Source organism: Nonomuraea sp. NPDC050536, from assembly GCF_044457685.1.
Lineage (GTDB): Bacteria > Actinomycetota > Actinomycetes > Streptosporangiales > Streptosporangiaceae > Nonomuraea.
Genome location: NZ_JBITHD010000005.1, coordinates 40,078 through 58,476 on the forward strand (window position 1 = coordinate 40,078; position 18,399 = coordinate 58,476).

14 protein-coding genes are annotated in these 18,399 nt (G+C 65.0%); 3 read left to right on the top strand and 11 right to left on the bottom strand.

The genetic code is table 11. The features are described 5' to 3' along the window. From ACIBHX_RS16185 to ACIBHX_RS16205, 5 genes are all read right to left on the bottom strand, one after another. Entirely contained in the window at positions 1-909 is a 909-nt protein-coding gene (locus ACIBHX_RS16185; protein ID WP_397067872.1) for an amino acid ABC transporter permease, read from the bottom strand. After that, positions 906-1,796 (bottom strand): transporter substrate-binding domain-containing protein, encoded by an 891-nt coding sequence (locus ACIBHX_RS16190; protein ID WP_397067873.1) that lies wholly within the window; start codon positions 1,794-1,796, stop codon positions 906-908. The genes ACIBHX_RS16185 and ACIBHX_RS16190 overlap by 4 nt, the downstream gene beginning before the upstream one ends. Positions 1,797-2,000: 204 nt before the next feature. Then, on the bottom strand, positions 2,001-2,744 hold the full coding sequence (locus ACIBHX_RS16195; RefSeq protein WP_397067874.1) for an amino acid ABC transporter ATP-binding protein: 744 nt from the start codon (positions 2,742-2,744) through the stop codon (positions 2,001-2,003). Continuing rightward, entirely contained in the window at positions 2,741-3,619 is an 879-nt protein-coding gene (locus ACIBHX_RS16200; RefSeq protein ID WP_397067875.1) for an amino acid ABC transporter permease, read from the bottom strand. The genes ACIBHX_RS16195 and ACIBHX_RS16200 overlap by 4 nt, the downstream gene beginning before the upstream one ends. After that, complete coding sequence (locus ACIBHX_RS16205) at positions 3,574-4,413, bottom strand: ABC transporter substrate-binding protein (RefSeq protein ID WP_397067876.1); 840 nt, start codon at positions 4,411-4,413, stop codon at positions 3,574-3,576. Before ACIBHX_RS16205 ends, ACIBHX_RS16200 begins: the two co-directional genes overlap by 46 nt. Before the next feature lie 279 nt (positions 4,414-4,692). Here ACIBHX_RS16205 and ACIBHX_RS16210 point away from each other — a divergent pair, with 279 nt between their 5' ends. Then, on the top strand, positions 4,693-5,883 hold the full coding sequence (locus ACIBHX_RS16210; RefSeq protein ID WP_397067877.1) for an NADP-dependent malic enzyme: 1,191 nt from the start codon (positions 4,693-4,695) through the stop codon (positions 5,881-5,883). A gap of 509 nt (positions 5,884-6,392) precedes the next feature. Here the strand turns inward: ACIBHX_RS16210 and ACIBHX_RS16215 are convergent. Together ACIBHX_RS16215 and ACIBHX_RS16220 are read right to left on the bottom strand one after the other, a co-directional pair. Next, positions 6,393-6,680, bottom strand: a complete 288-nt coding sequence (locus ACIBHX_RS16215; RefSeq protein ID WP_397067878.1) for a hypothetical protein — start codon at positions 6,678-6,680, stop codon at positions 6,393-6,395. A gap of 244 nt (positions 6,681-6,924) precedes the next feature. Then, the gene (locus ACIBHX_RS16220) at positions 6,925-7,755 is read right to left on the bottom strand and encodes a hypothetical protein (protein ID WP_397067879.1); all 831 of its coding nucleotides are present in this window, start codon (positions 7,753-7,755) and stop codon (positions 6,925-6,927) included. 1,014 nt (positions 7,756-8,769) lie between these two features. Between ACIBHX_RS16220 and ACIBHX_RS16225 the strand changes: the two genes are divergently transcribed. Beyond that, on the top strand, positions 8,770-9,126 hold the full coding sequence (locus tag ACIBHX_RS16225; protein ID WP_397067880.1) for a hypothetical protein: 357 nt from the start codon (positions 8,770-8,772) through the stop codon (positions 9,124-9,126). A 472-nt stretch (positions 9,127-9,598) separates the two neighbouring features. Beyond that, positions 9,599-10,957 (top strand): hypothetical protein, encoded by a 1,359-nt coding sequence (locus ACIBHX_RS16230; protein WP_397067881.1) that lies wholly within the window; start codon positions 9,599-9,601, stop codon positions 10,955-10,957. A gap of 4 nt (positions 10,958-10,961) precedes the next feature. Here the strand turns inward: ACIBHX_RS16230 and ACIBHX_RS16235 are convergent, their stop codons facing one another. The 4 genes from ACIBHX_RS16235 to ACIBHX_RS16250 form a co-directional block, all read right to left on the bottom strand. Beyond that, positions 10,962-12,389 carry a hypothetical protein gene (locus tag ACIBHX_RS16235; protein ID WP_397067882.1) on the bottom strand — a complete coding sequence of 476 codons (1,428 nt, stop codon included), beginning with the start codon at positions 12,387-12,389 and terminating at the stop codon, positions 10,962-10,964. A 245-nt stretch (positions 12,390-12,634) separates the two neighbouring features. Continuing rightward, positions 12,635-14,137, bottom strand: a complete 1,503-nt coding sequence (locus ACIBHX_RS16240; protein ID WP_397067883.1) for a trypsin-like serine peptidase — start codon at positions 14,135-14,137, stop codon at positions 12,635-12,637. A 431-nt stretch (positions 14,138-14,568) separates the two neighbouring features. After that, entirely contained in the window at positions 14,569-16,077 is a 1,509-nt protein-coding gene (locus ACIBHX_RS16245) for a trypsin-like serine peptidase (RefSeq protein WP_397067884.1), read from the bottom strand. Between the two features lie 979 nt (positions 16,078-17,056). After that, positions 17,057-18,229 carry a trypsin-like serine peptidase gene (locus tag ACIBHX_RS16250; RefSeq protein WP_397067885.1) on the bottom strand — a complete coding sequence of 391 codons (1,173 nt, stop codon included), beginning with the start codon at positions 18,227-18,229 and terminating at the stop codon, positions 17,057-17,059. Positions 18,230-18,399: the final 170 nt, after the last annotated feature.

The window sequence follows — 18,399 nt, forward strand, 5'->3', positions numbered from 1 at the left end:
TCACTGGCCGCCGCCTCCCCCTCGCGCCGCGAGCCGGGCCCGCAGTCCCATCCTCGCCGTCAGTGAGCCTTTGGCGTAGTAACGCTCCAGGTGGTACTGACCGACCATCATGATCGACGACAGGATCAGGTACCAGATGCACACCATGATCAGCATCGGGATGACCTGGTAGGTCGAGGCGTAGATCGTCTGCGCCGTGAAGGTCAGTTCGAGGTACGGCACGGCCGCCACGAGCGAGGTGTTCTTCAGCATCGAGATGGCCTCGTTGCCCGTCGGCGGCACGATCACCCGCATCGCCTGCGGCAGCACGATCCGGCGCATGGTCTTCATCCGGGTCATGCCGAGCGCGTTCGAGGCCTCCAGCTGCCCGGGATCGACCGACAGGATGCCCGCCCGGATGATCTCGGCCATGTAGGCCGCCTCGTTCAGCACCAGCCCCAGGGCGGCCGCCATTGCCGCGCTGTAGAGGGCGTTGGTCTGCACCGTGACGAACTCGTGGCCGAACGGGATGCCCAGGCTCAGCTGCGGGAACAGCGCGCCGATGTTGCCCCAGATGAGCAGCTGCGTGTAGAGCGGCGTACCGCGGAAGATCCACAGGTAGAGCCACGACGCGCCGCGCATCAGCGGGTTCGGTGACATGCGCATGAGCGCCAGGACGATCCCGAAACCCACACCGCCGGCCATCGCCACCAGCGTGAGCCAGATCGTGTTGCGGACGCCGTTGAGCACGGGCGGAGACAGGAAGTACTTCCACTGCTCCGACCAGTTGTAGGCGGTGTTGGTGAACACGTTGTTGATCAGCATCGCGGCGAGCACCACGATGACGGCAGCGGCTACCCAGCGCCCCGGGTGTCGGACGGGGACGGCCCGAATGGCCTCAGGCCGCCCGCCGGTAGGAGTCTCGCTCATGACGCGCCGTTGATCACCGGGTTCGTGATGGCGCCATCGCCGACGCCGTACTTGTCCAGGATCTGCTTGTAGGTACCGTCGGCCATCAGCGCCTTGAGCGCGCCGAGGACCGCGTCCTTGAACGTGCCGGAGTTCTTGCCGACGGCGAAGCCGTACGGCGCGGTGTCGTAGGCCTGGCCGATGATCTCCAGCTTGTCACCGGTCTGCTTGACCGCGTAACCGACGATCGGCGAGTCGGCCAGCATGCCGTCGGTCTTGCCGGACACCAGGTCGGCGTTGACCTCGGTCTGCTGCTTGCGCACCACGACGTTGACCTTGGGCTTGCCCGCGGCCTCGCACTTCTTGCTGCGCGCGTTGATGTCGTCGACCTGGACGGTGCCCTGCTGGACGCCGATGGTCTTACCGCACGGGTCCTCCGGGTTGACCTGCTTCGGGTTGCCCTTCAGCACGGCCCACGAGGTGCCGGCGGTGTAGTAGGTGACGAAGTCGACGACCTTCTCCCTGTCCTTGTTGTCGGTGAAGGAGGAGATGCCCATTTCGTACTTGCCGGAGCCGATACCCGGGATGATCGTGTCGAACCCGGCGTTCTGGAACTCCGCCGTCAACCCCAGCTTGCCGGCGATGGCGTTGCCGAGGTCGACCTCCCACCCGACGATCTTCTGGGTGGCGGGGTCGACGGATTCGTTCGGCGGGTATGAGGCGTCAGTCCCGATGACCAGCTTGCCGTCGCTCTTGATGGCGTCGGGCACCTGCCCCGCCAGCGAGCTCTCCGGCTTGGCGGCCGGGGCGCTGGACTGGGACGCCGTGGTGGTGCCGCCGCCGCAAGCGGTCAGCGTACAGGCGGCGATCACTGCGAGTGCACCGGCCCCGATGGAAGTGCTGCGCATCGGCAGACTCCTTGATGTTGCAGGAAGATTTACGGTTTTTGTGCAGGTTATGGGGGAGGATGTCGCAGGTCCCCTTCGGTAGGTTAACGATCCGCCATCGAATCCCCCATTTGATCAGATCTCCACCGTCGTCCCCGGTAAACCGCCTGATCACGTTACGGATTTAACAGAGTGTCAGGTCGCGGAATGGGAGGCCTGCCGTACTCAACCCTCGGGGTGCAGGACGCGCTTGAGGAAGGAACGTGTCCGCTCGTGCTGAGGGGCTCCGATCACCTGCGACGGCGGGCCGTCCTCGACGATGACGCCGCCGTCCATGAAGACGACCCGGTCGGCCACCTCGCGGGCGAAGCCCATCTCGTGGGTGACCACGAGCATGGTCATGCCGTCCTCCGCCAGCTTGCGCATGACGGCCAGGACGTCGCCGACCAGTTCGGGATCGAGAGCCGAGGTGGGTTCGTCGAACAGCATCAGCGCGGGATTCATCGCCAGTGCCCTGGCGATGGCCACCCGTTGTTGCTGGCCACCGGACAACTGGCCCGGGTAGGCGTCGCCCTTGGCCGCGACACCCACCTTCTCCAGGTTGTCCCTGGCGACGATCGCCGCCTCTTTCTTGCTCCGCCTCAGCACCCGCTGCTGGGCGATCATCACGTTCTGCAGCGCGGTCAGATGCGGGAAGAGGTTGAACTGCTGGAACACCATGCCGACGCGCATTCGGGTGGCATCGATGTCGGCGTCCGGGTCGGTGAGCTCGGCGCCGTTGACGAAGACCTGTCCCTTCGTCGGGGTCTCCAGCATGTTCACGCAGCGCAAGAACGTGGACTTGCCCGAGCCGGAGGGGCCGATCACGCAGACCACCTGCCCGGGCTCGACAGTGAAGTCGATCCCCTTGAGCACCTCGTTGTCGCCGAAGTACTTGTGCAGATCCCTGATCTCGACCGCGTGCGTCACCGCTTCCTCCCCTGGCGTGCTTCGAGGCGGCGTACCACGATGCCCAGCGGAATCGTGATCAGCAGGTAGGTGGCCCCCGCGACGATCAGGGGCGTGCTGTTGGCCTGGTCGATCGTCGTGTCGGAGCCGAACTTGGTGAGTTCGGTGGTGGCCGCCGTGACGCCGAGCGTGAACACCAATGAGGAGTCCTTGAACAGCAGGATCAGCTCGTTGGTCAGCGGCGGGATGACGATCCTGATCGCCTGGGGCAGGATGATCGACAGCATCGCGCGCCCGGGTTTCATGCCGAGGGACCGGGCCGCCTCCATCTGCCCCTTGGGCACCGCCTGGATGCCCGCCCGGAACGACTCGGCCATGTAGGCCGCGGCGACCAGGCCGAGCGCGAGCGCGACGGTGCCGTACACGTCTCCGGGCAGCTTGAAGCCGGGGAAGGCGATCGGCAGGCCGAACCCGAGCAGCAGGAAGATGATCAGCGCGGGCAGGCCGCGGAAGATCTCGATGTAGACCAGGGCCACGACCCGGTAGGGCGTCACGGACGAGAGCCGCATCAGCGCCAGCACCAGGCCCAGGACGAAGCCGATGGCATAGCCGGAGATGGTGAAGATCAGCGTGTTCTTCAGCGCGACCGTGAACAGCTCGGGGAACATCCCCGCCGCCACCTTGCCGTTGAAGAAGTTCTGCGCGATCTTCGGCCAGTCGGCCAGCAGGGCGACGGCGAGACAGACGACGACGAAGACGACGTACTGGATGCTCAGGCTGATCCGGCGCCGTTGCCGGGGGCTGAGCCCGCTTCGGGCGGGCTCAGCCTGCGTCGAGGTGGTCGCCATGATCAGGAGGCGGGCGACGGCGTGGAGACGGGCGCCTTGCTCATCCACTTCTGGTAGTCGGCCGCCCAGGTGCCGTCCTTGACGGCCTCGGCCAGGGCGTCATTGATGACCTTGAGCAGCGCGGTGTTGCCCTTCTTGGTGGCGAAGCCGTACTGCGCATGGGTCGGGACCTGGCCGGCCAGCTCGAAGGCCGAGGAGACGGCAGGCTTCTTCATCCACTCCAGGACCACGGGCAGGTCCTGCAGGACCACGTCGACCTGGCCGGACTGGAGCGCCAGAAGTTCCTTGCCGGAGTCCTTGAACTCCTTGGCCTCGATGCCGGCCTTCTTGGCCATGTCGAGGCTGGTGGTGCCCGCCTGGACGCCGACCGAGAGGTTCTTGGCCTTGGCGTCTTCCAGCGAGGTGACCCCCGCGCCCTTCTTGGTGACCAGGCCGAGCACCTCGTCGAAGTACGGGTCGGAGAAGTCCAGGTGCTGCTTCCTGTCCGCGGTGATCGTCATGCCGGCCGCGGCGACATCACACTTTCCCGCGTTGAGCGCCGCGCCACCCTTGATCGCGTCGAAGTCGATGTCGACGATCTCCTGGGTCACGCCGAGCTTCTTCGCCGCCAGGTCGATCATGTCGACGTCGAACCCGACGACCTTGCCGCTGGCGTCCTTGGACTGGAAGGGAGGATAGGGCAGGTTCGTGCAGGTCGTCAGCTTGCCCGGCGAGACCAACTGAACACCGCCCGCCGCTGCGGAACTTGTGGACGTGGTAGGGCTGCCGCCGCTGCTGCCACAGGCGGACAGCGCGAGGGCGGCGGTCAAGACGAGCGCACCGCGCATGGGCCAGTTGGCCATGTCTGGCCTCCTCGTGAGTGATATGCCACGAACGTTGGGTTTTGTGAAGTTTAGATTGGACTTGCTGCACTCCGTCCTCAGGTATTTAACAATGCGTCAACAGAACGGCGTCGACCCCGACACCCAACTCACCTGAGCATGTGACACGATAGGCAAACGGGTGACCCCCGTATCCCCCTCACGAGACGATCGTCGAGGGGATCCTGGCGGCTACCGAAGCCAGGCCTCTCGCGAAGTCTGCCGAAGGTCTCTTCCGTCCGATGAACTACAGGGGTCGCTGTGGCTGTCACGCCTGCTTCTACTTCGCTCGAAACGCTCGACCTGGATCCCGCCTTCGCCCTGCACAGGGGCGGCAAGCTGGAGGTCCGCTCGACCATCCCCGTCCGCGACGCCGACGACCTGTCCCTGGCCTACACGCCCGGCGTCGCCCGCGTCTGCACCGCGATCGCCGACACTCCGTCGCTCGCCCACGACTACACCTGGGTCTCCAACGTCGTCGCCGTCGTCTCTGACGGCACCGCCGTCCTCGGCCTCGGCGACATCGGCCCCGCCGCCGCCATGCCCGTGATGGAGGGCAAGGCGCTGCTGTTCAAGGAGTTCGGCGGCGTCGACTCCGTCCCCATCTGCCTCGACTGCACCGACGTCGACGCTCTCGTCGAGACGGTTGTACGGCTGGCCCCCTCCTTCGGCGGGATCAACCTGGAGGACATCAGCGCCCCGCGCTGCTTCGAGGTCGAAGAGCGGCTGCGCGACCTGCTCGACATCCCCGTCTTCCACGACGACCAGCACGGCACCGCCATCGTCGCCCTCGCCGCCCTGACCAACGCGGCCCGCTTTACCGGCAGGCCCCTGGGTTCGCTGCGTGCCGTGGTCGCGGGCGCCGGCGCCTCGGGCGTTGCCGTCACCCGGATCTTGCTGGAAGCGGGCATCGGCGACATCGCGGTCTCCGACTCCAAGGGCATGATCTATTCGGGCAGGTCCGGCCTGAACCCGTACAAGGAAGCCCTGGCCCGCGACACCAACAAGGCCGGCTTCACTGGTTCGACGGAGCAGGCCCTCGAGGGGGCCGACGTCTTCATCGGCCTGTCGGGCTCCACGGTCTCGGAATCGTCTATCGCGTCCATGGCTGACCAGTCGATCGTCTTCGCCCTGTCGAACCCGACCCCCGAAATCGACCCTGGGGTGGCGCTCCGCCACGCGGCCGTCGTGGCCACAGGCCGTTCCGACTACCCCAACCAGATCAACAACGTCCTGGCGTTCCCCGGCGTCTTCCGAGGCGCCCTGGACGTCCGAGCCTCCTCCATCACCGAAAACATGAAGGTGGCCGCAGCGCGAGCCCTGGCAGACGTGGTAGGCGACGCCCTCGCCGCCGACTACATCATCCCCAGCCCCTTCGACCCCCGAGTCGCCCCCGCCGTAACCACTGCGGTCGCCACCCAAGCCCGCGAAGACGGCGTCGCCCGCCGCTAACCGCTCTGTGGGGGGCTCAGCGCCCCCCACAAGGGCACGGCTTCACGCCTGCGGCGCTCAGACTGTGTTCCCCTGGGGCCTCGGCGCCCCCAAGCCCCACACCGGCGTGGTCCTCGCTGCGCTCGGGCGCTTTCCAAGAGCTTGCGCCCGCGTAGCTCACTAGAACCCGAGTTCGGCCCAGTCGATCTCGATCGGAATGGGACTGCCGAGGGCGGGCGCGCCGGGCTCGTCCTTCATAAGCGTGTTGATGTGCCTGTATGTCCTCGCGGGCCCGTCGAGCTGATACGCCTCAATGGTGGAGACACGCACTGCTCGGCGTGAACCGCTCATGTCCAGACGCAGGCAGACGACAACGTCAGGCCGGCGGTTCAGCAGAGGAATGCGCCTTCCCCGATCACGGACTGAACTCCGACATCCAAGACCCGCCGCCTACCCGTTTTGCCGAGTGTCGCATGGACGGTAGGAGGTCAGATGAGGCAGCTCTTAAAGGGTTGACCCCTTGCCGCCCGTCAGTCGAACAGCTCCTCAATGGTGGCGGCGTTAGCGCCTCTGATCGTCGAGGAGTCCAGCTGAGCGAGGTCGGTGCAGGAGGTGATCCGTACACGCAACTCCTCTGGCACGGCAAGGCCCCGAGCCTCCAGCACCAGCAGGAGCATCCGCGCTGCCACCTTTGCCCTGCCCTCTGCTCGGCCCTCTGCTCGGCCCTCTGCCAGGCCCTCTGCCAGGCCTTCTGCGAGGCCTCGGCCGAAGTGCTCCTTGGCGAAGGGGCTGTAGACCGGCCAGTCGGTGGTACTCATGTCGTCCGACATCGCGCTTTCAGGCATTCCCTGGAGTCACATGCTCCCCATCGGCTAAAAGGGGGAGCGACCTATTGCCAAGGCCGCACAACCGCCCGGAGAGCGCCATTGAAGGCCGCCTCACCCGACCGCCAACCGAGCCCCGCCACTTCAACAACCGCCGTCACCCATCTGTCGAGTGACGTGGTGGACGGTAGGAGGCCAGGCGAGGCGAGCCCCGAATGGTTGATCCCTGTGCCGATGGTCAGTCGAACAGCTCCTGGATGGTGGCGACCGTGACAGCTCTGCGCGTCCAGGACTCCAACTGGGCGAGATCGGTGCAGGAAGTGATCCGCGTACGCGACTCGTCTGGCACGGCAAGGTCCCGAGTCTCCAGCACCAGTAGGAGCATTCGAGCCGCCTCCTCCGCGCGGCCCTCTGCGAGGCCTCGGCCGAAGTGCTCCTTGGCGAAGGGGCTGTAGACCGGCCAGTCGGTGGTGCGCATGTCGTCCTCCAGGAGCAGTTGGATGTCACGGGGGGATATGCAGTAGGTGTGTTCAGTGTAAGCCGGAGTGTAATCGGACGGTAGCAGCGCGATACCCTTGGCATATGCGCTCCTGACCGCCGGGTCGAGGCCGTGTATCGCGACCCCGAACGCGGCCAGCACCGGCTGTGCTGTGACCTGGTTGGGATCGGTAATGACCGGCACGTTGTGAGGGCCCAAGACGATTGCCTGGAAGGTGTATCCAGGCAGGCCGGTCCTCACCGGCTTGGCATAGTGCTCGGCGACCTTGCGGTCGTGGGTGACCACCAGCACGTGGAACGGGCACTGCAGTTGCAGCCATCCCGCCGCCGCATATCGTGCCAGTTGGACGGGATCCTTGGACTTGTCCCCCTGCGGCTCCACGGCGATACCGCGCAGCGGCTGCTGGGGCGGCCCGAGGACCAACACCAGGTCGGATTCCAGGTCATCGGAGGGCCTGGTGTTGAAAACAGGGCTCTCCTCCCGGATCAGCGAGGTGTCGGGCAGGTCGACCCCCAAGGATTGGAGGATCTCGACTGCCGCCTGTGGGCAGTCGCGGAAGAGGTTCTTCATGGCGTCATGACGCGGTGAGGGCATGAACACGGGATGCTAGTGATTCACTACAGACTGCAAGCAGGTGTGGAAGCGGCGAGGTGTACTCGTCTCAACCGCAGGAGCACGAAACCTCACCCAGGATGAATGAGCACAGGCGTATGAGCCGTTTGTATTTCCGGAAGGCCCAGGCGCCATCGGGCGATTGTTGAGCCCGCAGAGGAAAAGGACCAATCGGGATCGATAGAAGCGTTCCGGACCAGTTGATCCGCGCCCCGCACGATGCATGTTAAACATGCAGCCGCAGTCATCGGGACGGCCAGGAGCGGATCCAGGCAGGTTTGGTGAAATAGTCCGATTGCCACGGATTGCGACTTTCCTGTCACGTTTTTGGGATCTTGTGTGCAGTGTAAGCCAAAGTTAAAGTCCGGATGTTGTGTAGTGCTCTGAGCCGTCTGTGTAGGCAGATATGGCGGGGAGTGATGCTCGGCGTCCTTGCGTGGTCGCCCTCGTTGGGCCGGAGTGTGACAGCAGGCGAGAACGAGGTGTCCGTTCCGCGGCACATACATCGTCAGATCGGCAAGGTGCCTGGGATTCTGAAATCAGATGAATGGTTGCCTAATGTCGAATGCTGGCGGTATGAAATCAGTCACCCTGCGGGTTGTTGAGTCCGACTCATCGGAAGAGGCCCAGGTTTGATTCTCAAGTACAGGGACCCCGATAGTTGAGGTTGAACTACCTGGCGGCCATGTGGTGAGCGCTTCCGGCCTGGACCTCTTCGAATGTCTGGCGTGGGTTCGCCAGGATTTGGAAGACGCAGGACTACTCCTTCTATGTAATGGTGCTCGGCGTGATGTCTTTTCGTCGGCCATGCAGCGTCAAATGGCCCGTGGGCGGTATGCATACGTCCACGTTGAGTCGCGATCTTCCGACCCTCTGCCTAGCGTCGATATATTCTCCCCTGCCGCTCCGGACGCTGTAGGAACAATAGCTGAGCAGAAAGCTACAATTGGTCGATGGATGGGAAGCTAGCGGTTGTTCACGCCGTTCTTTAATGCTGTAAGCCATCTATCCATGGCGCGTCACTCAAGGCGCTGGAAATTTGCGATGGCGCTGAACGCCAATGCAGCGTCTAAGCTCAACCTGCTGATGCAAGCTCGCCACCTGGTCCTCTCCATCGTTACGTTCGATAGGCCCGAAAGGTCCGATGGGCAGGCGGTCTGCTTCGACCTGGCCTTGGGTGATGTAGCGGTGGAGAAGGTTGAAGCTGCCGGGGTAGCCGAGGGCCTTGATCTCGTTGAATACGTGCAGGAGGGGAACAGCGGGATCGCCGACGCAGCGGTCGCGACAGAGGGCGACGAGGATGGGCCGGTAGTGCGGCACGCGTTGTAGGCGTTCGGGTTCGGGCACGCGTGCCTGGCGCTTGATGATGGTTCATCCAGCGGGCGCAGCACGGTGGCGTAGCGGTGACGGCGGTGCAGGGCGAAGTCGTCCACCCCACACCTTGGGTACTCGCGCACCTTCTGGGGCAGTGCGTCAGCGTGCGGCCGGCGGTCCAAAGCTCGGATGCAGAACGCCTCCACCTGCACATTGAGGGTCATTGCCTTCTTTCTGGCGTAGATCCTGGAGACACGGCAGCCGCGCCTATCACCAGGCTGAATTCGTACACCACCTCCGGCGACTAGCCCGTGTCGTCGGAGGAGCATCTCCCTAGACGACCGGAGCGGCCCGCCGTCCGATGAGGGTCTCGAGCTGGACCTTCAGCAAAGAGGTTTGGGAACGTCAAGAGAGGCTTTACTCATCGTGCTATAACAGGTGCTCTCTGTAAGGATGCGGAGCGCCGACTCCTGTGACGAGGAGAGCGATGGAACGCGAGCCCAACCGACTGCTCCAGCGGATCATCACCGAGGCGGGCTTCTCCCACAAGGGGCTGGCCAGGCGTCTCAATGACCTTGGCGTTGCCCGTGGGACTCCTGGCCTGCGCTACGACCACAGTTCCGTGCTGCGCTGGATCGGTGGTCAGCGGCCGCGCGATCCCGTGCCGTGCCTCCTGACAGAGATCTTCGCGCTGAGCCTGGGCAGGCCGGTCACCCCCGAGGACCTCGGCATGCCGAGCGCTACTACACCCCTCCATCTCGGGCAGGAGTTCACGCACACCTGGCAGGAGGGGGTCGCGACCGTGACGGCGCTGTGGCGGGCCGATGTGGAGAGACGGAGGTTCCTGCTCGACTCGACGTTCGCGATCGGGGCGGGATCCGTGGGGGCGATCCGATGGCTCACCTCTCCACCCGAAGCCCGACCTCAGGGCACAGGTAGCCGCAGAGTGGGCAAGGCGGACATCGCCGCGATCCACGAGATCACGCGGTCGTTCGGTGAGCTGGACAATCGCTTCGGCAGCGGGCGCGTCCGCTCCTCTGTCATCAAATATCTGGACTCGGCCGTCTCCCCGCTGCTCAAGGAGGGTTCGTACGGCGAGGCCACCGGGAAGCAGCTGGCACTTGCCGCGGCCGAGCTGACCCGGCTGGCCGGATGGATGGCCTACGACCTGGAGCAGCACGGCCTGGCCCAGCGCTACCTCATCCAGGCGCTGCGCCTGGCCCGCGGCGCGGGCGACCACGCGCTGGGCGCGGAGATCCTGGCCGGCATGGCTCACCAGGCGATCTACATGGGCCAGCCGGCGCACGCGCTCGATCTGGCGCGCGCCGCGCAGATGTCGGCCCGCCAGTCGGACACTCCCGCCTTGGTGGCCTCGTGCCACGTCCTGGAGGCCCACGCCCATGCGGGCCTGGGCGACGCGCGTTCCTGCGCGACTTCGTTGCACCAGTCGGAGGTGTCCTTCGATCGGCGTGTCCGTGCCGACGAGCCGGAGTGGCTCGGCTACTTCGACGAGGCGTATCTGTCGGCCAAGTTCGCCCACTGCTTTCGCGACCTGGGGGAGGGCGATCGCACGGTCCGTCAGGCCCGCCGTTCGCTCGACATGGACGGTCGATTCGTCCGCGGCAAGATGTTCAATCTGTCGCTGCTGACCGCGGGCCTGCTGCAGTGCGGCGAACTCGAGGAGGCCTGTACGGCTGCCGCCGAGGCGTTCACGATGGCGGGCGAGCTCCAGTCCGCCCGATCTCGTTCCTACGCCAACGACCTGCGGCGGCGGCTTGAGCCGTACAAGTCAGAGCCGGTCGTCATCGAGTTGCACGAGCAGACCAAGGAGCTCGCCCTCACCTAGGCGGCTACTGCATCAGTTCGCCCTTGGGGCTGACGACCGGGTTGGTGGCGGCGGAGGTGGCCTTGTTGTAGATGCCGGCGATCTCGCCGTCGAAGTAGGCGGTGCTGATCGTGTCGATGCGGCCGTTGTTGTCGGTGTCCTGGATCAGGCTGGTGACGCCGTTGACGAAGCCGCTGCGCTTGTTGTTGTCGTACTTGGCGATCCATGGGCCGCCGTCGGCGCCGCCGGTCATCGAGCACTTCAGGATCTGGTGCGTCTCCGCCCGGAAGGTATTGACCTGGTACATCTTGGTGCCCGTCTTGCCGCTGCACCACTTGGGCGTCAGGCCGGTGAACTGCTTGTCGCCGTCGGGCTGCGGGTCGGCGGGGTAACCGAAGGCCATGACCGGGCTGCCCATGGGCTGGTTCCAGGAGACGCCCTGGCCGCCGACGGCGTCGCCGAGGCGGCCGGTGTCCTTGGCCAGGCCGATGATGAACTCGGCCACGTAGAACTTACGGTCCAGGCCGGGCTTGACCCACTTCTGCGTGTAGAAGTGGGTGATGAGGTAGTTGCCCGCCGCGTCGACGCTCTTCTTACCGGGGCCCTTGTAGGCGTCCCACTGGGACTTGGTGACGGGGGTGGGGATGGGCTCGCCGAGCTTGAAGCCGTTGCCCTTGCCCGGCTTGGCCGCGCCGTACACCTGCTCGGTGACCTCGCTGCGCTCAAGGGCGGCGTTGGGGAAGCTGGGGCCCACGAGTTCCTTGCTGGATCCCTCGGACCAGCACTGGCCCAGCTTGAGCAGGCAATCCTTCGGGGCGATCTCGCGGGGCTTGACCCACTTGTCGCCCTGCCAGTTCTTGAACTCTTCGAAGGACACCTGCTTCTCGCCGTTGAAGGCGAAGCCATTGTGTACGGCGACGAATGCCACGTCGGCGTCACCGGAGAAGGCGTAGGCGCCGACGTAGACGCCCCAGTTGGCCTTGCCCTGGTAGTAGCCGGGCACGAAGACCCACTTGGCGTAGGTGCGATCGGCGCCCTCGTAGACGCAGTGGGCGGCGGTGGCCACCAGGTTGCGGTTGCGGGCCTGGATGGAGGAGGCGGAGCACCAGCGGTAGTTGCCCTCGCGGTCCAGGAAGAACATCTTGCCCAGGGTGATGGGCAGGTTGATGTTCTGGGCGTGCTTGGGAGCCTGCGGGGTGATGGGGGCGGTCTCGCCCGGCTTGCCGTCCGGGGTGGTCTTGGCCTGGATGAGCTTAGGGACTTGCTTGAGATCCCAGTGGTACTCGGTGGCCTTCTTGAGTGCCGCGCCGTTGGCGTCCAGCCAGAAGGAGGCCGCGCGGTAGGCGTCTGCGGCCTTGGGCGTGAGGGGATCGGTCGGGTCGGCTTGGGCGGGGAGGGTCAGAGCAGCTGCGCTCAGGCCGGCGATGGTCAGGGGGATGAGCAGGCGCTTCACAAGGGACTCCACAGAGTTAACACTTGGGGTGTAAAGACCCTAGCGTCACTCTGGTCACAGAGGTAAGGGATCTTGCCGGATGTCTTGGAGCTCCTGAAGTGCGGTGATATCGGAGAGAAGCCGGAAGGGGCCCCTGCGTATGCAGGAGCCCCTTCCGGTGAAAGGCCGAAGGGCCCGGCTTGCGCCGAGCCCTTCGGGTGAAGCTGGTTGGACTGGGTTTGGACCCCAGGCCAGAGGAAGCTGATTTAGTACAGCTTGCCGGACCACTGGTTGCTGGCGGCCTTGTAGACCACAGCGGTCTCACCGTCGAAGTACGGCGAGGTGATCGTGTCGTAACGGTTGTTGCCGTCGACGTCCAGGATGAGGCTGGTGATGCCGTTGACGTAACCGGTGCGCTTGGCGTTGCTGTACTTGTACAGCCAGGAGGAACCGTCCATGCCGCCGGTGACGGCGCACTTCAGGGCCACCTGCTCCTCGACCTTGTAGGCGGCGATGACAGTCGCCTTGCCCGAGGTCTTGTTGTAGCACCACTTCGGCGTGACGCCCGTGTAGGGACGGTTGCCGTCGGGGTGCTCGCCACCCGGGTAGCCGAAGGTACGGACGTACTTGTTGGTGGGCTGGTTCCACGCCAGGCCAGCGCCGCCGACGTTGTCGCCGAGGCGACCGGCGTCGACCGCCGCGCTGTCGATGATGTAGAACTCGGTCCGGTAGAACTTGACGCTGTTGGTGCGCTTCACCCAGTACTTCACGAAGTAGTGGGTGATGGTGTAGTTGCCCTTGGCGTCGATCTTCCGGTAGCCCGGGCCGGTGTACGCGTCGTACGCCGACTTGGTGACCTGCTCGGTGTAGGTGGCGGAGATAGCCTTGCCACCGTTCACCTTGCCGGTCGGCGCGGCGTTGTACGTCTCGACCGGGACTTCCTTGAGAACCTTGATGGCGCCCACGAAGTCAGGACCAACCTGGTCGTCCGTGGTGCTCGCCTTGGCCCAGCAGTCCGGGGTCTCGCCGCCGTGCAGGTCGTAGCACTTCTTGTACTCGTCGTAGCCGATCTCGATGTCCTTGGCGTCGCTCAGGCCCTTCCAGGCCTGGAACTCCTCGTAGGAGACCTTCTTCGGCTGGATCTGCTCCTGCGTCTTCAGGCCGTTGTAGACCTGGACGAACGCGTAGTCGCGGTCGAAGTCCTCGTAGTTGGTGAAGTCGTAGTGCGTGAACGCCGTCTTACCAACGTAGATGCCAGCCGGAGCCTTGCCCTGGTAGTAGCCCGGGACGAAGACCCACTTGTCGAGGACGTCGTTGTTACCAGCGATGTCGTAGACGCAGTGGCCGGCCGTGGCGACCAGGTTGCGGTACTGCGACTGCACCGAGGTGCCGGAGCACCAGTACAGCTTGTCGCCGATCGCGAAGAACACGCGACCGATGCTCTTCGGAACGTTGATGTTCTGGTACTTGATGGCCTTCTTCGGCTCGTCACCGATCGCCGGCACGGAGCTGGGCTTCGTGTCGGGCGTATACCCGCCCTTCTGCTGGATGTGGCTGACCTTCTTGTAGTCGAAGGTGTACGCCTCAGCCCTCTTCAGGGCAGCGCCGTTGGCGGCCGTCCAGAAGTTGAGGACATCGTTGACCTTGGCGGCAGCCGCCATCTGGTCCATGTCGTACGGGTTGTCGGCCTGAGCGGTGCCGGCCAGGCCAGCAGCCAGCAGACCGGTGGCCAGAATGGCGCCACCGGCGGGGAGGAGGATGCGCTTCAAGGTAACTCCTTGCGCTGTCGTGGAACGCTTCTTGCGTCCCATGCGTCAGTAAAGGGATAGCCAGGAACATACAGTGTCGATCTTGGGATCTGGTAGCCGCTTTGGCGGGAAAAGCCGGGACAGATCGGCCGTGATCGTTCTGTGATGTTTAGGCGGCAGAAGCGCATGGCCCGGCGGAGTGTCGCTTGGGTGGCATTTGAGCTGATCAGCATAAGTGCGGGGTAAGTGTGGCTTCTGTGACTGAAGTGCCGCCCAGGAGGACCTTCCCATCCGTGTGTGATGCACATCACATCGCCCGGATGGCACCGCCAGCGCGTCTCCTGCGTCCAATGGGCCACACAAAAACGACCGAGGGGCCCGGCAATGCCGGGCCCCTCGGGTGTTACAGGGTCAACGATCGCCTGGGAGATGATCGTTGGGGATCTAGCGAACTAGACGATCTTGCCGGACCACACGTTGGAGGCGGCCTTGTAGACGGCAGCCGTCTCGCCGTCGAAGTACGGCGAGGAGATGTAGTCGACGCGGCCGTTGCCGTCCTGGTCGTTGAAGGTGCTGGTGACACCGTTCACGTAGCCGAGACGCTTGGTGTTGCTGTACTTGTACAGCCACGGGCCACCGTCGGCACCCTCGGTCATGGCGCACTTGAGGGCGATGTGCTCCTCGATCTTCTTGGCGGCGGAGCCGACGAGCTTCTTCGAGGTCTTGCCGTAGCACCACTTCGGCGTGACGCCGGTGTAGGGCTTGTTGCCGTCCGGGTGGGGAGCGGCCGGGTAGCCGAACACGCGGACGTACTTGCCGGTGGGCTGGTTCCACGCGAAGCCCTGGCCGCCGACGGCGTCACCGAGACGACCGGCGTCCAGCGCCGAGCTCTCGATGATGTAGAAGACCGTCTTGTAGTAGCCCTTGATGTCGGTCTTCTTCACCCAGTGCTTGGTGAAGTAGTGGGTGATGGTGTAGTTGCCGCGAGCGTCGATCTTGCGGTAGCCCGGGCCCTTGTAGGCGTCGTACTCCGACTTCGTGACGTTCTCGGCCTTGGTCTGGGCGGGGGCCTGGGAGCCGTTGCCGCTGCCCTTGGGGGCGGCGTCGTACTGCTCCTTGGTCACCTCAGTGAAGGCCTTGACGGCGCCGGGGTAGTCGGGGCCGACCTCTTCGATCTTGGTGTCGGTCTTGGCCCAGCAGTCCGGGGTCTCGCCGCCGTTGAGGTCCTTGCACTTCTGGTAGTCGGCCTGGGTGATCTCCACGTCCTTGGCATCCTTGATGCCCGTGAACTTGTCGAACTCGGCCTTCGACACCTGCTTCGGGGTAACCCCCGACACCTTGATGCCGTTGTAGACGGTTACGAAGGCGTAGTCGCGGTCGTAGTCCTCGTAGTTGTCGAAGTCGTAGTGGGTGAAGGCCTGCTTACCCACGTAGATGCCCCAGGGCGCCTTGCCCTGGTAGTAGCCGGGCACGAAGACCCACTTCGACATGGTGTCGACGTTGCTCTGGGTGTCGTAGACACAGTGGCCGGCCGTGGCGACCAGGTTGTGGTACTTCGACTGGATCGAGGTGGCGGAGCACCACTTCTTCTCGCCCTTGCCGTTGACGAAGAAGACCTTGCCGATCGTCTTGGGGATGTTGACGTTCTGGTACTTCGAGGACGTCTTCTTCTCCTGGCCGATCGGGGCCGTGGAGCCGGGCTTCGTGTCCGGGCTGTAGCCGCCCTTGCTCTGCAGCTTGGCGACGTCAGCCTTGTCCCAGACGTTGGACTCGGTGGCCGACTTCAGGGCGGCGCCGTTGGACTCGGCCCAGAACTGTGCGATGGCCTTCGCATTTGCCGCGCTCGCCGCCATCGGGTCGGTGGCGACGTCGCTGGCGGCCGTGGCGGTGCCGGCCAGGCCGGCAGCCAGAAGGCCGGTAGCCAGAACGGCACCACCGGCGGGGATGAGGATGCGCTTCAAGGGAACTGCTCCTTGCTCTGTCGTGGGTCGCAACACGCGTCCCATGCGTCAGTAAAGGGATAGCCAGGAACATAGCGCGGTGATCTCCGCAGGTAAAAGCCGCTTTGGGCGATCTGGTAGTCACCCTTACCGTCGTGACCGTGCTGTTACCAGTCAGAGATCTTCGCGGCGAGTGATCGTCTCGCCACGTTCTTACTGGGTATGCGGGGGGTTGTAGCGGATGGCGCGAAAGCGCCGTAAGTGGCACGCCACGATCCGTGAGCTACACAATGTGACTCAGATCACAGGAACCGGATCGGCCCGATCTCCGTCTAATTCGCTCCCCAACTCACAGGAGATCTTCAGGTTCGCGCCGCCACCGCCCTTTCCGCGCCCCACGGGGCCCGTTCTGCGGGCTCTTTCGCCGTGAGTTGGCCCGTTCCAGGGCTCCCTTCGCGGGGAGTCGCCCCGTGCTGAGGTCACTTCGCGGTGCGATGCCTCGCTCTGGGCTCCGTCCGTGCGTGGTCTGAGGTCTCTTCTCGTACGGCAAGGCCACCCCACCGCCAACCACCGCACTTCGGCTGGCCCCTGTCCAGGGAGACGCTCCTCCGGCGATACATGGCCGGCCACCGTTACGACGCCCCATGGGCCACGTCCCGAGGATCGGCTGGCCGCCGTTCAGGGGCGCCGACGACCGCCGACCAACAGCTCGCCGACCCGGCGCCAGGGGGCGCCCGTAGCTGAGGGGTCGGGGGCGGTGCCGGGGTGCCCGAGCGCGGGCGGTTGCCCAGGGTGGTCTGGCTGAGGGGGCTTGGTTCCGAGGTGAGAGGTGGCGCAGAGGGAACAGGGGACGTGCGGGTCGGGAGTGCGGGAGCCGTACGCCGGGGAGCGGGCCGTACGTAATAGGTGGGAGCCGCACGTAATGGGCGGGAGTGGTGCGCAAAAAAAGAAGGGCCCGGCACCGTGAGTGGTGCCGGGCCCTTTGGAGGGGTGGAGGGGGTTACTTGTAGAGCTCGCCGTTGGGGCCGACGATCTTGCCGGACCAGACGCTCTTGGCCGCGTTGTACACCGCGGCCGTCTCGCCGTCGAAGTACGGCGAGGTGATCGTGTCGATGCGGTCGTTCCCGTCCTGGTCGGCGAAGGTGCTGGTGACACCGTTGACCAGGCCGAGGCGGCGCCCGTTGTTGTACTGGATCAGCCAAGGGCCGCCGTCGTAGCCGGGCGTGACGGCGCACTTGAGCCCGATGTGCTCCTCGATCTTGAGCCAGGGCGCGCCGACGGCCTTCGCGGTGGTCGCGCCGTAGCAGGTCTTCGGCGTGACCCCGGAGTAGGGCCGGTTGCCGTCGGGGTGGGGGGCCGCGGGGTAACCGAAGGTGCGGACCGTCTTGCCGGTGGGCTGGTTCCAGGCGACGCCCTGACCGCCGACGGCGTCGCCGAGGCGGCCCGCGTCCTTGGACACCAGGATGTAGTTGTGTCCGCCGTGGCTCCACTTGGGCCCGCTGAACTGGCCGTAGTCCTTGGCGTCGACCTGCTTGACACCGTCGAAGAGGATGCCGTTGTAAACGGTGACGAACGCGAAGTCGCGGTCGTAGTCCTCGTAGGTGTCGAAGTCGTAGTGGGTGAAGGCCTGCTTACCCACGTAGATGCCCCACGGCATCTTGCCCTGGTAGTAGCCGGGCACGAAGGCCCAGTTGTCCAGCACGTCGGTGTTGGCGTCGGTGTCGTAGACGCAGTGGCCGGCGGTGGCGACCAGGTTGCGGTACTGCGACTGGACGGAGGTGGCCGAGCACCAGCGGAACTTGCCCTGGCCGTCGACGAAGAAGACCTTGCCGATGGTCCTGGGGATGTTGACGTTCTGGGCCCTGACGGCCGGCGCCTTGTCCTGGCCGATCGGGGAGACCGAGCCCGGGCGTCCGTCGGGGGTGTAGCCGCCCTTGGAGACGACCTTCTTCGACACCTCCTTGGAGTCCCAGGTGTACTGGGTCGCCTGGCGGAGAGCGGCGAAGTTGGAGGCCGCCCAGAAGGCGGCGACCTTGGAGGCCTGTCCGGTGTTGGTGGCCATCGGGTCCTTGGCGATGTCGCCGGCGGCCTGGGCGGGGCCGCCCACCAGGCTCGCGGTGAGCAGGCCGGCCGCCAGGACGGCGCCGCCGACCGGGAGAAGGATTCGCTTCACGGTAAAGACTCCAGGCTTGCCTTGCGCTGAGTAACCGGGCGCGCCCGACAAATCAGCAGATGGTCAGCGCAGGAACCTACCGGTCTGACTCTGGTCATGGGAATTTCCGGTATGCCTGGTCAAAGGCCAGTCAAAGATCCAAAACCGGAGCGTGATCGTATCGTCGCTGA